Origin of the sequence: Methanosarcina sp. MSH10X1, from assembly GCF_004099695.1 — an archaeon.
In the GTDB taxonomy this organism is placed as follows: domain Archaea; phylum Halobacteriota; class Methanosarcinia; order Methanosarcinales; family Methanosarcinaceae; genus Methanosarcina.
Genome location: NZ_SCHL01000001.1, coordinates 20926 through 35136 on the forward strand (window position 1 = coordinate 20926; position 14211 = coordinate 35136).

General features: G+C 42.6%; 12 protein-coding genes. 3 read left to right on the plus strand and 9 right to left on the minus strand.

All coding sequences use genetic code 11. From position 1 onward, the window contains the following. Nucleotides 1-204: 204 nt before the first annotated feature. From EQO05_RS00085 to EQO05_RS00100, 4 genes are all read right to left on the minus strand, one after another. Nucleotides 205-1641, minus strand: coding sequence for a restriction endonuclease subunit S (locus tag EQO05_RS00085; RefSeq protein WP_128502588.1), 1437 nt, complete (start codon nucleotides 1639-1641; stop codon nucleotides 205-207). Beyond that, nucleotides 1631-2692, minus strand: coding sequence for a YhcG family protein (locus EQO05_RS00090; RefSeq protein WP_080942070.1), 1062 nt, complete (start codon nucleotides 2690-2692; stop codon nucleotides 1631-1633). Before EQO05_RS00090 ends, EQO05_RS00085 begins: the two co-directional genes overlap by 11 nt. Nucleotides 2693-2795: 103 nt before the next feature. Then, the gene (locus tag EQO05_RS00095; protein WP_128502590.1) at nucleotides 2796-3665 is read right to left on the minus strand and encodes a GIY-YIG nuclease family protein; all 870 of its coding nucleotides are present in this window, start codon (nucleotides 3663-3665) and stop codon (nucleotides 2796-2798) included. Further along, nucleotides 3665-5806: a class I SAM-dependent DNA methyltransferase gene (locus EQO05_RS00100; RefSeq protein ID WP_128502592.1), complete on the minus strand. Its 2142-nt coding sequence runs from the start codon at nucleotides 5804-5806 to the stop codon at nucleotides 3665-3667. Before EQO05_RS00100 ends, EQO05_RS00095 begins: the two co-directional genes overlap by 1 nt. Before the next feature lie 573 nt (nucleotides 5807-6379). Here EQO05_RS00100 and rnhB point away from each other — a divergent pair. After that, entirely contained in the window at nucleotides 6380-7051 is a 672-nt protein-coding gene (rnhB, locus tag EQO05_RS00105) for a ribonuclease HII (RefSeq protein ID WP_128502595.1), read from the plus strand. Nucleotides 7052-7160: 109 nt separating this feature from the next. On the opposite strand, the gene EQO05_RS00110 is transcribed toward rnhB, so the two are convergent. The 3 genes from EQO05_RS00110 to purS form a co-directional block, all read right to left on the minus strand. Continuing rightward, nucleotides 7161-8225 carry a nitrous oxide reductase family maturation protein NosD gene (locus EQO05_RS00110; protein WP_128502597.1) on the minus strand — a complete coding sequence of 355 codons (1065 nt, stop codon included), beginning with the start codon at nucleotides 8223-8225 and terminating at the stop codon, nucleotides 7161-7163. 618 nt (nucleotides 8226-8843) lie between these two features. After that, the gene (gene purQ, locus EQO05_RS00115; RefSeq protein WP_128502599.1) at nucleotides 8844-9542 is read right to left on the minus strand and encodes a phosphoribosylformylglycinamidine synthase subunit PurQ; all 699 of its coding nucleotides are present in this window, start codon (nucleotides 9540-9542) and stop codon (nucleotides 8844-8846) included. A 63-nt stretch (nucleotides 9543-9605) separates the two neighbouring features. Then, nucleotides 9606-9857 carry a phosphoribosylformylglycinamidine synthase subunit PurS gene (gene purS, locus EQO05_RS00120; RefSeq protein ID WP_128502600.1) on the minus strand — a complete coding sequence of 84 codons (252 nt, stop codon included), beginning with the start codon at nucleotides 9855-9857 and terminating at the stop codon, nucleotides 9606-9608. A gap of 438 nt (nucleotides 9858-10295) precedes the next feature. Here purS and EQO05_RS00125 point away from each other — a divergent pair, with 438 nt between their 5' ends. Further along, nucleotides 10296-10550 (plus strand): hypothetical protein, encoded by a 255-nt coding sequence (locus EQO05_RS00125; RefSeq protein ID WP_128502603.1) that lies wholly within the window; start codon nucleotides 10296-10298, stop codon nucleotides 10548-10550. 303 nt (nucleotides 10551-10853) lie between these two features. Here the strand turns inward: EQO05_RS00125 and EQO05_RS15710 are convergent, their stop codons facing one another. Then, a complete protein-coding gene (locus EQO05_RS15710; RefSeq protein WP_205793640.1) occupies nucleotides 10854-11618 on the minus strand; it encodes an HNH endonuclease in 765 nt (254 codons plus the stop codon). Between the two features lie 122 nt (nucleotides 11619-11740). After that, on the minus strand, nucleotides 11741-12382 hold the full coding sequence (locus tag EQO05_RS15715) for a DUF262 domain-containing protein (protein WP_205793641.1): 642 nt from the start codon (nucleotides 12380-12382) through the stop codon (nucleotides 11741-11743). Between the two features lie 211 nt (nucleotides 12383-12593). Between EQO05_RS15715 and EQO05_RS00135 the strand changes: the two genes are divergently transcribed. Further along, a complete protein-coding gene (locus tag EQO05_RS00135; protein ID WP_128502605.1) occupies nucleotides 12594-14060 on the plus strand; it encodes an asparagine synthetase B in 1467 nt (488 codons plus the stop codon). The last annotated feature ends 151 nt before the right edge of the window (nucleotides 14061-14211 follow it).

Below are 14211 nucleotides of genomic sequence, written 5' to 3' on the forward strand. Positions count from 1 at the left end.
TGTAATTGTAATTGACATCATCAATTAGATATAGAAACTTTCTCGTGGAAAAAGTTTGGAGCCTTAGAAGGCTGCCTGAATAGTTACAAAAATACAAAACAAATGATTAAAACCGCGGAAAACGCTGAAAATGCAAAATTAAGGGAATAAAGGCGAATTACTTCGCCTCTTTAAGGTTTTATCGGCTATAAATTAAGGAAAGGGTCACGCAAGAACCTCCTCTTCAAGTTCTCCAGCCTGCTCGTTTTCTATTTCGTTGTTTTCAAGTTCTTCATCTTCAGCCAGTGCATCATCGAAAGTTTCAATCTCGTCAGTTTCTTCAGGCAGGTTCGCCGCCGCCTCTCTCACGTCCAGTTTTCCAGTTACAATATCTGCTATCAGGCGGGTGCGATATTCGTGGAGAAGGGAGATTTCTCTTTGGGCTAATTCTATTGGTTTATTTAACTTAGAAAGACTGGCATCAAGAGAAGAGACAATCAAGTCCTGTTCATTTCTCGGAGGAACAACAACTAAGAGTGATTTGATCTCGCTGACATTAATTCGATGGAACGTCGATCCTATGAGAACAAGTGATAACTGTTGCTGCATTGCAGGGCTTCGCATAAAGTAATTCAGAAACCGCCCGTTTTCAGTCTCAGATCGAATCAAGCACACATCCTGACCCATGGCGAAAGTCTCATCACTCGTGACGAATGCACATGCACCCACGCTCACATTCCTGCAATATATAAGGTCACCTTTCTTAGGTTGTCGACCACCATTGATCAGATGAGCATACCATTCTTTGTTTGTTCGCTTCGATGTAGAAAGATTGAGGTCGAAGCTCTGTACTTCGCGAACACTTGCAAGAGGAATTCCTTCATCCACGAAAGGAACTGTTACATGTTTACAGTCAACAACTTCCCAGTAACGGCGAAGTGCAACTACATCCCAATGCTCCGGCACTTCCCCCAACCATTCCACCCCCGACGGCTTGAGCTTAACGTTAGGATCGAGCCCACGGGTGACGGCTTGATGGATAATTGCTTGCTTCTGATCCTCCAGTAGCTTGATAAGTTTCTTTTTTGCACGGATATAGTGCCGGATGCGCCGGTCGATATGATCGAGGTAGTGGACGATAACGGATTGCTCATCCTTTGGCGGAAGTGAACAATAGATCATCTTAAAATGTTCGGGCCTCAAACTCCATTGGTCAGAAGTAATGCCGTAAGACCAGCGTTCGGCCTCTTTAGCAAAGTCAGGTGTTCGGAGAAGATAGTGGGAATAGTTAGGATTTTGTGCACCTCTCGGACGGACTACCACGTAGGCAGGACTTACAATTCCTCTATATCTGGAAACTCCGATAGCCCCCTGCCATGCACGCATCTTGTTATAAGCAATGTCCCCAGGCTTAACGAGTTTGTATTTAGTCTTGTCTTCATTAGAAGAGTCTTTTTTTGAGCTATTGGTGAGTAAATCGGTTTGTTGAATTACGCCCTGTGAAATGGTTACTGATAATAGCTGCTCTTCAGGATAATCTCGTTCTTTTACTTCTTCGAAAAGGGCACGGTTAGGAAGAACTTCCCAATGCTCCGGCACCTCTCCCAGCCAGGGAACACCGGAATCTTTGTATGCAGGGTAGGGTTTGAGGTTATGAAGCATTGTAAACCCCCTTTGCCTCGTGCAGGGTGTAAAACTCGTGAAGTTTGGCCCGGAGAAGCTTTCTGTCCGGCAGGCGAGTCTGGTATTCAGAAACTAAAGCAGGGGAAAGAGTACGGCTAAGGGCGTATTCGACCACCTCGACATCTCTGGTGGCGCAGAGTAGAAGTCCTATACTGGGCTGCTCATGAGGTTTCTTCACATTGCGGTCCAGAGCCTCCAGATAAAATTCAAGTTTGCCCAGATATTCAGGCTGGAACTCATCGACTTTAAGTTCTATAGCTACCAGACAGTTCAGGCTGCGGTGAAAAAACAGCAGATCGAGGGCAAAGTCACGGCCTCCTACCTGCAAAGGATATTGTTCTCCTATGAATGCAAAATCTGCTCCGAGTTCAAGCAGAAAACTACGAAGGTTTGCTACAAGTCCCTGCTGTAGATCAGCTTCGGAATGCTTTTCTGGCAGGTCAAGGAAATCAAGAAGATAGGCATCCTTGAAAACAAAACTCATATCTGGATGCAATTGTTTCAGTGCCGCTGATGCTTTTGGAGGAGAGAGAACAGCCTGTTCAAAGAGTGCACCTGCAAGCTGCCTTTCCAGTTCGCGTTTCGTCCACCGCTCACGCAGACACATATGCAGATAGAATAAACGCTCTTCAGGCTGCTTGCAACGACTCATAATCAGGAGGTTGTGCGTCCAGGGTAATTGTCTCACCAGTGGTGAGACTTTTTCATCGTGGCGGTAAGTCTCGTAAAACTGCCTCATCCGAAAGAGGTTTGGCCTTGTAAATCCCCGAATATCCGGATAATAAGTGGCAATATGTCCGGCAAGCTGGTTAACAACGCCCTCGCCCCATTCCGCAGTCTGTAATTTACGGCTTATATATTCGCCCACCTGCCAGTAGAGATCAATCAGAGCTTTATTGGCAGCGGTAAACGCCCCCTTGCGAGCATTCTGGATAAGCTCTACCACTTCTTCAAAGGCATTTTCGTCAAACTCTGTAGAAACATCATGAGAAGTTCTTGCAATTTCTTGTGGTGATTTAAGCCGCTTCATTTTTCACCTTTCCTTATTTTCAGTTCTATAAAGCCATTAAATACCATGCTCGCCGGAGACACATCAGAATCTTTGTATGCGGGGTAGGGCTTGAGGTCGTGAATCATTTGTCCACCTCAGCTTCCTGAATGGATCTTAGTGTATGTCCGTCAGCAGTTTTCCACTCCGTACGGCCGTTTGCCGCCCTTCCGAGAATTACACCTGCTGCTGTTGAGGGGGTATTAAAAGTATAGTCCTGTATCACTTCATAGTACTGGCTGCGGTCAATAAAAACGCCCTGTTCAACCAGTGAGCGACGCATCTCACTCAGATATGCGTGAATTGACTTAGTCTCGCTCTTAACTGCCTGTGAACCTGCCCGCACGACAAAACCCGTGGTTGCCTCGTAACCTTTGCTCTTTATACCTTTAGCATTCAACACGAATTCGAGAGTTCTCTGCGTGGGCGCGGGTGCTGCTTCAAAAAACCCATATCCCAATACTGGCAGGCAGAGCAGGACATCTGCAAGAAAGCCTTCAGCTTCGGCAATATCCGCTTCTGACAGAGACGGAGGCTGTGGCGTGTTAGCATTGTCGAGCACACATCTCTTTGCAGCCTTTGCAAAATCAATAAGCTTGTACTCAAGAAACTGGATGTGTGCTTTATTCAGGTTCTGATCCTTACTTGTGAAGCCAATCGCCTGTGTCCAAAAGTCTTTGTTTTTCGCATGCTGGTCAAGCCTCGGGCCGATCGGGTCGCCTTCGCCGACATAGACGCGGGGAAGCTGAGACTTTTCATCGGGGCCAATCAAAATATATACACCTGTGCATCCCAGTTCAGGGCGGGACCGGGTCTCGGCAAACAATGATCTCGGAATTACCAGCCCTCTGCCTGTCCAGTTTGACTTCTCCACAGTCTTGACGCCGTCCGGATCGCCGCCCGGAAGAAAGAGGCGCACAGAGAATCCCCTGGGTCTTTCCCTGCAATTGATCATTATTCACCCCTCCCTATGATCTCATCCAGTAGCCCATCAGTCTCTTTTTCCAGTGCCAGAATGTCTGCTCGGATTTCCTCAAGCGAGCGCAGCGGCTGCGGTTTGTAAAAGTAGCGGGTGAAACTTATCTCGTATCCGGTTTTGATGCTGCTCTCGTCGATCCAGGCGTCTCCAGCGTAGGGAAGCACTTCGCGCTGGATAAAAGCCTCTATGCCTCCTTTCTCCAGAAGAGGCACCTGCTCAGTATCGCGAAGCTCAGTATCAGGCTCATATTCTACCACGCAGAGTTTGCCGTCCATAGTGGTTTCAAACCGGCCGTGCAGAGGATCGGCTTCAGCTTTTCCCGGTTTATAAACCTTTTTGATAACAGGTACAGCTGACTCGTCTTTCCGGGCAAGGCTGTTCTGGAGGAGTTTGAGCCGTTTGGCGGTGAGTTTGACTCCGGCTCTGCTCGCAAGAGCCTCGAAAGAAGAAAGGAAAGTATTGAAATCATTATGCGGACCTGGACCGAGATCAACTGGAGCCGTATCGATAAGTGTGGCAAGCTGCTCTTCTTTGGCCTCCATACAGGCTTTTCTGAAATTGGCGGTCGCATCCGGCGTGAGGTCAACAACAAGGCGTAATGGCCTTTCCACTGTCACTTTCCAGTATCCAAAAGCAGCGTTAGGGAAGATTTTTGACTGCTCGGATTCCTCAAAAACAAGGAAGGTTTCACAGATTTTCCGGATATCCTCATCGGACAGCTCACAATTTTTCTTACCCAAATTCTTGCGCAGAGGTCTGTACCATTGTGTTGCATCGATAAGCTGAACCTTGCCCTGTCGGTGTTCTGGCTTGCGGTTTGTGAGCACCCAGATGTAGGTCGCAATGCCGGTGTTGTAAAACATATTCAGAGGCAGGGCAACAATAGCTTCCAGCCAGTCGTTTTCAATGATCCGCCTGCGGATATTGCTCTCACCCTGACCTGCATCGCCAGTAAAGAGCGAAGAACCATTGTGAACTTCGGCAATCCGGCTTCCGAGTTTGGTATCATGCTTCATTTTCGAAAGCATGTTGACCAGAAATAGCATCTGCCCATCGCTGGAACGTGTCAGCAATGAGTATTCCGGGTCGCCTTTATGCTCTGTAACAAAACGCGGGTCTTTAATGCCATCTTTTCCACCCATCCTCTCAAGATCGCTCTTCCAGCTCTTACCATAAGGCGGGTTTGAAAGCATAAAATCGAACTCATGTGCTGGAAAAGCGTCGTTAGCGAGGGTCGAATATTCAGGTCCCCCAACAAGGTTGTCTGCTGCGTCGCCCTCGCCCTTAAGAAGAAAATCGGCTTTGGCAATTGCATAGGTCTCAGCGTTGATCTCCTGGCCGTAAAGGTGAGTTGCAACCTGCTTTTCATTCTCCTCTGCAAGCTGCTTCAGTTCTTCCTCAGCCACGGTCAGCATGCCGCCGGTTCCGCACGCACCGTCATAGAGCAGGTATGTGCCTGATTCGATCCGGTCGGCTACGGGAAGGAAGATAAGCCGTGCCATGAGCTTTACAGCATCGCGTGGAGTCCAGTGCTCGCCAGCCTCTTCATTATTTTCTTCGTTGAAGCGCCTTATAAGCTCTTCAAAAACCGTACCCATACCGTGGTTATCAAGACCAGGGAGCTTTATCGAACCATCGCCGTTTATAACCGGATTCGGGCTAAGGTTTAGAGAAGGGTCAAGGAATTTTTCGATTACTTTACCGAGTGCATCAGCTTTAGAAAGGCGTGGAATCTGATTTCGGAATTCAAAATTATCAAGAATATCCTGTACGTTAGGAGAAAAACCATCAAGATAAGCTTCGAAGTCGGCTTTTAGCTGCTGCTGGCTTGCTCGGGAACGCAGATCATTCAGGGTGAATTGTGATGTGTTATAGAAAGCCTGCCCTGCAGCCTGGCGTAATGGTTGATCCTGGTTTTTTATGTCTGCCCTGTCGAGAGCTACTTTCATATCGAGAACAGCTTGTTTTGTAGGTTCAAGCACCGCATCCAAACGTCTCAGGACAGTCATCGGTAGGATTACATCACGATACTTGCCACGAACATAGAGGTCTCGCAGCACATCATCTGCAATTCCCCAGATGAAGTTAGTTATCCAGTTTAAGTTGTTTTCAATCATTTTGTAGCCTTGAAAATTATGCTCAGTCCATATTTCCAGTGAGAATTCAATTTAACCCTGATCTTACTGTTTGAGGATTTTCTATTCAGGTATATTTAATAACCGTTTTAACTTTTACTTTAACTTAATGATTTACAAAAATAGATTAGTTTTCTTCATCTGGGCACCTATTTCATTTTTTAAAACATTCAAATCCAGAAGAATATTAAATAATATTAAAAAAGTGAATCTTTTAATTAACTATCTTAAATTTGAGAGACATTGACTATATAGAATACAATGTATCCAAACAGCGGAAAGAAAATTTAGATTAGCCAAAAGACGAAAAACGCCACGAGATACCACATAGATTTTTTTCAGCAAGAGCAGCATGAAAATACTGCAGGCCTACCCTATAAACCTGGGGAGGAAGCCGAAGCAATGTGGGAGGCCATGACCGGCGGGAACTACAGCCCGAAAAAGAGAAAAATAGCAGGGAAAAAACTAATAACGTAAGAGGGGAACTATCCTTAAAAATAACCTTTATAAATAGTAAAAAAGTTCTCTTCCCTTAAACCAGGAGGCAGCCGGAAAATGATGATCGCAGGAATTGATGAAGCCGGAAAAGGTCCCGTAATAGGGCCCATGTGTATAGGAGGCGTAAAAATTGAGGAATCCAGAGCCCATATTCTTAAGGTGCTCGGGGTTGCGGATTCCAAGAAGCTGACCCCGAAAAAGCGGGAACAGCTTGCAGCCCAGATTAAGAAACATGCGGACAGCTTTTATATTCTTGAGGTCGGCCCTTCCCAGATTGACGAACTCCGGAAGATCATGAGTATGAACGAGATTATGGTAGTCTGTTTTTCGAAAGTGCTCGAAAAGTTGAAACCTGACCTTTTGTATGCCGATGCTGCGGATGTCAAAGCCGAACGTTTTGCGCACAACATCCGCAGACAGTATGAAAAAACCAGCCCTGCGCATGCAAAAGAGATCGAAATAATATCCATGCATCAGGCAGACGCAGTTTATCCCGTGGTCTCTGCAGCTTCAATTATTGCAAAGGTGCGCAGGGACGAGCTTATAGAGGAACTCAAGCAGGAATGGGGTGTGGACTTCGGCAGCGGTTACCCCTCAGATCCGAAAACAAAAGAATTTCTGCTGAAATGGGGAAAAGAACACTCAGGTGAATTTCCAGGGATAGTCAGGCAATCCTGGCAGACTGTACAAAATATCCGGGAAGAACTGAGAAAGAGCGAACTGAAATGAGAAAAACCGGAAAATGGAAAAAGGAGAAAATATATAAAAAATGAAAAGAACTTTGGAATAGAAAAAGTCTTTTCACTTGAGATTTATCAGATCTGCTGGCAATTTCTCGTTACACAGATGTTCCGGTGTTATTACCATTCAGATTTTCCGGGGTTTCGTCTGAGGGAGCATTCTCCACGATAGGCATGTAGTCTATGCTTCCGCTTGTCTGGTTGACAACATAAGGCGTATCCCCTATGCCGTTTCCGTCAGCATCTGTTCCGTTGTAGTCATTCCAGAAATTCCCTGCCGAACTGCTGTTCCAGATATTCATTCCTTCATCCTCAGCATTAAAGAAGTTGAAGAAACTGTTCTGATAAAGCCTGTTACCGGACGATGCGTTAAGGTATACCCCAAGCCCATTCATATACATGCTGTTATTGGCAAGGATATTCGATTCAGCCATATCAGCAAGAACAACTCCGTTATCGTTTTTCGAAATGAGGTTAGATTCAAGCATATTCATTCTTGACATACCCAGGTAAAACCCTACTTCGTTTGAGTCTGCAGTGTTATTCAGCAGGGTATTGTTAGTAGAATTGATCACCCAGATTCCCTGGCTGTTTGTTGTTACAAGGTTATTTGACAGAAGATTCTCGTTAGAATCGGTCAGGAAGATTCCGCTGGTTCCAAAGCCTATTAAATTATTGTCAAGGACATTACGCTGAGAGTTATTGAGGTCGATGCCAATATCATTCAACATCAGGGTATTATTACTTATTGAGCAATTCTGCACACCTTCAAGATAAAGCCCGACCTCCCCGTATGTATCCATCCCCGAAGGTCCTCCTAAAATATGGAAGCCGCTTATTCTCACGTTATTTGACGTGATGCTGAAAACATCGTTTGTCGGAATTGCACCTATCACATAGGTACGGTTTATCTGGTCGCCCGAGAGCTCGGTGCTTGCGATAATTGAAAGTTCCTTATTCACGTTTATATTTTCCCTGTATATGCCAGGGCTTACAAAGATAATATCTCCGTTCTGTGCGTTGTTGACTGCCTCCTGAATGGAGCTATTATTTCCTTCCCCATTACTGCCCACCGTAAAAGTCGCAGCGCCTGCCTGAGTAGTTACTGCCCCAAGCACAAGAATAAGAGTTATGCAAATACTCTGAATTGATTTCCCTTTCATGAGCTGATACTCCCCTCAATTTTAAATTATATAGATAGAAAGTCAAATCCGTTTTTATAATAATTCGTAAGAATAATAATCTGAGATAATAAAAAGATTTTGAAATATATATTCTGAAAAATAAGCCTGAACTTATATTTACCAGTATATTCAATAGATGCGCCCGTAGTCGGAAATTCCGTACAGTGTAACAAATTCAGGACTTTAAGCCCGGCGGAAATTTTCAAGAAAATGAAAAAGTAATAGGAAGAAAACCGAGATAGATAAAAGTTATAATATAAAATTGTCAAGAACAAATTATCAGGTGAGATTGCAGATTAGGTTGCAAGATTAGGTTGCAAGACTAGATTGAAAGACTAGATTGAAAGACCGGAAGGATATGATTATTAAAATAAAAATCCATCAAGTGAGATCATTTAGGAAAGTGAAAGAACTTAGAATTTCAAAATTATAAAATGTCTGAGTAATAGAATTAGAGAAAAAAGCACAAAATTAACAGAAACGGAAAACAGATTAGAGAATAAAATGAATTAAAAATAAAATGGATTAAAGAATAAAATCAATTAAAGAATAAAATGAATTAAAAATAAAATGGATTAAAGAATAAAAATGGACTAATCAGAAATTCTCAGTGATATAGTCCGCCATGGACTCGAAAACCCGCAGACCGTGATCTGAGCCGAGGATTGATTCGGAGGCTCTTTCCGGATGGGGCATGAGACCGAAGATATTTCTAGAAGGGTTCACTATTCCTGCTATATTTTCAAGAGACCCGTTAGGGTTAGCTGCATCCGTTACTTTTCCATTTTCATCCACATACCGGAAGACAACCTGCTCGTTCTCGTCAAGTTCTGCCAGGGTTTTTTCCTCGGCATAGAACTGCCCTTCCATATGGGCAATGGGCATCCTGATAATCTCGCCTTTCCTGAACTTCGAGGTAAAAGGCGTATCAACGGTCTCTACCCTGAGGTTGGTCCAGTGACACCGGAATTTTGGGTATTCGTTAGTTGTCAGGGCTCCCTCAAGCACGCGGGCTTCGGTAAGAATCTGGAAGCCGTTGCAGATCCCCAGGACAGGTTTGCCTTCGGCTGCAAGTTTTTTTACTGAGTTCATTATCGGAGTGCGGGCTGCAATTGCCCCTGCCCTGAGATAGTCCCCATAGGAGAAACCGCCCGGGACTACGACTCCGTCAAAACCTGTAAGGTTTTCCTGTTTGTACCAGACAGTCTCGGCGTCAATACCCACGACGTCTTTAAGGATATGCAGGACATCCAGGTCGCAGTTCGTGCCTCCGAACTGAAGTATGGCAATTTTCATTTTTTTCCCTCAATTTTCAAAGCTTTAGCTTTTCTGAAACCTCAAACGTTTCTCCGTAGCAGCTCAATTGAGTTGCTTGAGCTCGATTGTATAATTGTGAACGATTGGGTTTGCGATAAGTTTCTGGCACATCTCGTCAACTTTCTGCTCTGCAACTTCAGCAGATTCGGCTTCGAGCACGATTTCGTACAGCTTTGCAGTTTTTACGCTGCTTACCTGGTAGCCGAGTTGTCCTAGAGCTCTTTTTGCGGTAGTGCCTTCAGGATCGAGCATACCTGCTTTCTGTTCAATTCTAACTGTTGCCTGGTACTGCATCTTTATAAGCCTCAATTCTAAATTATGAAATTAACCGAATATCCCTGTTTTCAGGGGTCCCGAGCGCGGGATCTAATGCGATTTAAAAGCAAATAATTGTCAGTTTGCACCATAATAATTATAAGATGCTTAAAAACGTTGCGTATATTGCAGAACACGGATAAAAAGTTTCCTTAAACACGGATAAAAAGTTTCCTTAAGAACTGCTCTCGCTTTCTCACAGCCGACTGCAGATTGGACTTTCAAATTTCCCTGCTCTAGCCCTCGCTATCCTGATACACTTATCCCGCGTATTATAAAACTTTAATATTATAAAAAGAAAGTACAAAACCAGAAAGTTTTAAAAGTATATAAAACATAATTATAAAATGGGGTGAAATTCTGGATTTCAATGAGCTGAACAGCCAGAACTACAACCATGACAGCCTTGAATAGGAGTTGCACCTTACAAGGCAGCTTGTCCTCTGTAAACACGGAGTTCTGCGAGGAAGTAACTGCTGCAGCGCCTACAGGCCTGAAAACAACCTGTACCTGACCCGCTGCTGCTGTCTTTACTGCGCAAACTCAATCTGGATAGGGGACGAGAAAAGCGCAATGAACCCTTTTGCCGCCCTGAAAGGAGATCCGGTCTATGCAATCGAAGTCTTAAGAGAAGAATCTCCGGATGAGGCAGGGATAAAGGCAAGGATCTGAAGTTAAGAAACAAAATTAAAAACGGAATTCCCTTTTTAAATCTATATTTTCATTCCTCTGTCCGTTTTCTTCAAAGTATTCTCTTAATTAGATCATCAGAAGGATAAAAGCTCTAATAAAGAATTTGAAACCAAAGATAAAGTCTCAATAGCGTATATAGGGAAACTTATTCAAAGGAAGGCAATTCACGAGTTTCAAAAAAAGACAAGCGTGTAGCCTGTAGAAACCTATTTTTAAGGATAGGGCGGCTACATGCAATTTGATGTTTAAACATTATATAAATTGGAAAAATTAAAATTTAAATTAATTTTTTATTGTTGAATTACAGTAAGGATGAGTTAACTGTCCGTTTTCTATTGAGCCCATCCCTCCATCCCGTTTTCGTATATTATGATCTATTGAGATCGAATTCCTGTGGATGTATCCGTTACAAATTTTACACTTGAGACAACTATTAAGAGCTTCTTTAATAAATATAGCAGATTTTTTACTATTAGCAAAATCAATTTCTTCAGATTCTGTTTCCTTTTCAATCTCTTTCTTTAAATACTTAAACTCTGAATCTTTTATAATTTCATCTATAATTTCGTTTTCTGTTTTTCCTTCTAATATTTTTCTAATAACTAGCAAATAATAACTCTTTAAATGCTCGTAGCTATTTAGAGCATCTCTATACTTGCGAACTATTTGCGAACTGAAGTAATCATGTGTTAACAGAAAAGCCTCAAATTTTTCGCGAACGTTTATAAAGTCTTTATATAACTGTTTATTCTTTTCGAACTCTAAAATAAGAGCAGTTATTGCAAAGAAGGAGGAAATTTTATGATATCCGTTATACTGGGAGTAAAAGTAAACAGAAGGGTGCAAGCCTAAAGAAGAAGTGTCTGTGCTACTGATTATTTTAGCAATTTTTCTACACTTTTTTAAGAATTCTACAGTTATCGTTCCATCAGTATCATCTTTTAAGTTATTATTTTTTTCATCTGTCGCAATTACGTTAGAAGAACTTCTATTTTTATTTTCAGTTTTAACACTTATGCCATTAACGATATTAACAAAAGTAAACACTAAATTTAGGCTATTTGTTGCGTTTACTTTCCCGGCGATTGGTAAATCGAGTGTTTTAATAGGATAGCTTAGGTTTGGAGTAAATAGAAGACCGTTAATCTCTTTTGCAATAGCTTGTATTTTTACTTGATTCTCGTCAGAAAAAATAGTTCTGTTGAATTTATCGGAGAAGCTTGCTGGTTAATTCTAAAAAAAGATGATTCTGCTTTATCAGCATTACCCTCAACCCATTGTAATTGAATAGCAGAAACGCCTAGTGACCTAACTCTTTCTTTAAATTTTGAATCTAGGTTATTATAGTTTTTCAATGCATTTTTATAATCTTGATATGATCCTATTTTATTATTAATATAGCTTCTAGTTTGCTCTGCAATTTCAACTTGCTTCTCTGGTATAACACCTTCGTAAAATATTTGGGAAATAGCTCCATCGCCATAGTCGTCATATACCCATGAAATTAGAGCGCTAATTCTATGGGCTCCATCTATAACAAAAGTGATACCTCCTGCGCTTCTCCATAAGATAATTGCTGGAATTAATTCTCCATCAAGAAAACTTTGGATAAAATCACATATTTTTTCAGAGTCCCATTCATTTGTTTCTCTTTGAAAATCAGGTTTTCTTAGCCATGGTAGTAAAAATGAGCCTTCATCTAATTGTCTTATTGAAAGCATCGAATCTTTATTTAAAAGACAATTAGTGTTTTCTTGAATTTCAAAATCTTCCTTTGGAATAAGAGCATCTAAGTTTACTTTTGATGACATACTATCTCCTTTATATTCAAAATCTTACTATGTTTAATAAATCTTGTTATATATTCTAAAGATTCTATGTTTCACTTCATTTTATTGTATAATAGTATGCAAAATTGGAAATTTTATAAAATACAGAAAAAATACCTGTTCAAAATGATAAAAAACGATAAATAGGGATAGAGCGCGTGTATACACCGAACAGAACGAAAAAGGAGTAAACATGTGCGGAATAGCAGGAGCAGTCGGAACTCCTGACACGAATAACGAAGTAAAAAGAATGCTTGCAGCCCTTGGACACAGGGGGCCTGATGTTTGCGGAACCTATCTGGCAGAAGGCTTGAGTATAGGAAATACCCTGCTTAAGATCACAGGCGATATGCCCCAGCCCCTTGCTGGAAAAGGGGCTCTGGTACTCAATGGAGAGATCTTTAATTTCAGGGAACTTGCAGCCGAGAAGGGTATCAAAACCGAGTCCGATACCGAAGTGCTTTTTACACTGATAGAAACGAGAATTAAGGAAGGAGATTCGCCGATAAATGCAGTCTTTTCAGCACTTTCCAGGGTAAACGGAGACTACGCTCTGGCTTATATTCTGGATGGCGAGCTTGTACTTGCCAGAGACCCGGTAGGAGTCAAACCTCTTTTTTATTTTGTGAAAAGGAACACTAAGAAACCGGAAATTATCTTTGCATCCGAAAAAAAAGCCTTCTCAAGCCAGAAGGATGATATAAAACCTTTCCCGCCTGGCAGCATAAAGAGTTTCAATATCAGGAGCGGAGCTGTTAAGGAAAAATCCCTTGAAATTAAGCTTCCGCAAAAGAGACTCACGCAGGAGCGTGAAGCAGTATCCCTCCTGAAGGCAGCCCTTGAGAGAGCCGTGGAGATAAGGCTTACAAAAACAGCAGGAATTGCGTTTTCCGGAGGTATAGACAGTGTCTTTTTAGCAGCCCTTGCAAAAAACATTGATCCTTCGATTCCACTTTATGCTGTCGGGCTTCCGAATTCCCATGATCTTGCCCAGGCTGAACGTGCGGCTGAAGCTATTGGCCTGACGGCTTCCCTCAAAATCCGCTTTCTTTCTCCCGGAGAGATCGAAGCTGCAATCCCGGATGTGATCTATTCGACGGAATCAATTGACCCTATGAAAATTTCAATCGGGCTCCCCCTGTATTTTGTTGCGAAAGCTGCAAAAGAAGAAGGGAAGCGGGTCCTTCTTACGGGGCAGGGTGCAGACGAACTCTTTGGAGGTTATAGCAGGCACGAGAGCTTTCTTGAAGAAGGGCCTGAAGTGCTGGACAGTGAAATTTACTCAGATCTTAGAAAAATTTCTACCATTAACCTTGAAAGAGATGATATGGTTACCATGGCAAACTCCGTGGAGCTAAGGGTACCTTTTCTGGATAGGGAAGTAATAAGGACAGGGCTTGCAATCCACCCCGAACTTAAAGTCCTTAAAAGGGACAATCTCTATATAAGGAAGTATATCCTGAGAAAAGCCGCAGAAGGTATGCTTCCGCCGGAACTTCTCTGGAAGGAAAAGAAAGCAATCCAGTACGGGACAGGAGTTCAAAAGGTACTTGACAGGTTTGCCCGGGAGGCTGGATTCTCAAAGCGGGAAGGAAATCATATTGAGAGGTACCTTAAACAGGTCGCTACGGACCAGGGATTCGATTTTATAATCCGGTAAGTCAAATTTGTATTCGATAGACAGGCAAATGTATTTTTAATGCATAGTCAGGTAAATTAATTCCTTAATTCATATCAAACGAAAAGACTTTAAATAATATTATATAAGGAATAAAGTGATGAGCCGGGAAGAAATGAGTAAGTATAAACAG

Bases quoted from the DNA above. Each gene is read 5' to 3' on its own strand.
- EQO05_RS00085 (WP_128502588.1), bottom strand. From the start codon at position 1,641: ATGCTTCATAACCTCAAACCCTACCCTGCATACAAAGATTCCGGTGTT.
- EQO05_RS00090 (WP_080942070.1), bottom strand. From the start codon at position 2,692: ATGAAGCGGCTTAAATCACCACAAGAAATTGCAAGAACTTCTCATGAT.
- EQO05_RS00095 (WP_128502590.1), bottom strand. From the start codon at position 3,665: ATGATCAATTGCAGGGAAAGACCCAGGGGATTCTCTGTGCGCCTCTTT.
- EQO05_RS00100 (WP_128502592.1), bottom strand. From the start codon at position 5,806: ATGATTGAAAACAACTTAAACTGGATAACTAACTTCATCTGGGGAATT.
- rnhB (WP_128502595.1), top strand. From the start codon at position 6,380: ATGATGATCGCAGGAATTGATGAAGCCGGAAAAGGTCCCGTAATAGGG.
- EQO05_RS00110 (WP_128502597.1), bottom strand. From the start codon at position 8,225: ATGAAAGGGAAATCAATTCAGAGTATTTGCATAACTCTTATTCTTGTG.
- purQ (WP_128502599.1), bottom strand. From the start codon at position 9,542: ATGAAAATTGCCATACTTCAGTTCGGAGGCACGAACTGCGACCTGGAT.
- purS (WP_128502600.1), bottom strand. From the start codon at position 9,857: ATGCAGTACCAGGCAACAGTTAGAATTGAACAGAAAGCAGGTATGCTC.
- EQO05_RS15715 (WP_205793641.1), bottom strand. From the start codon at position 12,382: ATGTCATCAAAAGTAAACTTAGATGCTCTTATTCCAAAGGAAGATTTT.
- EQO05_RS00135 (WP_128502605.1), top strand. From the start codon at position 12,594: ATGTGCGGAATAGCAGGAGCAGTCGGAACTCCTGACACGAATAACGAA.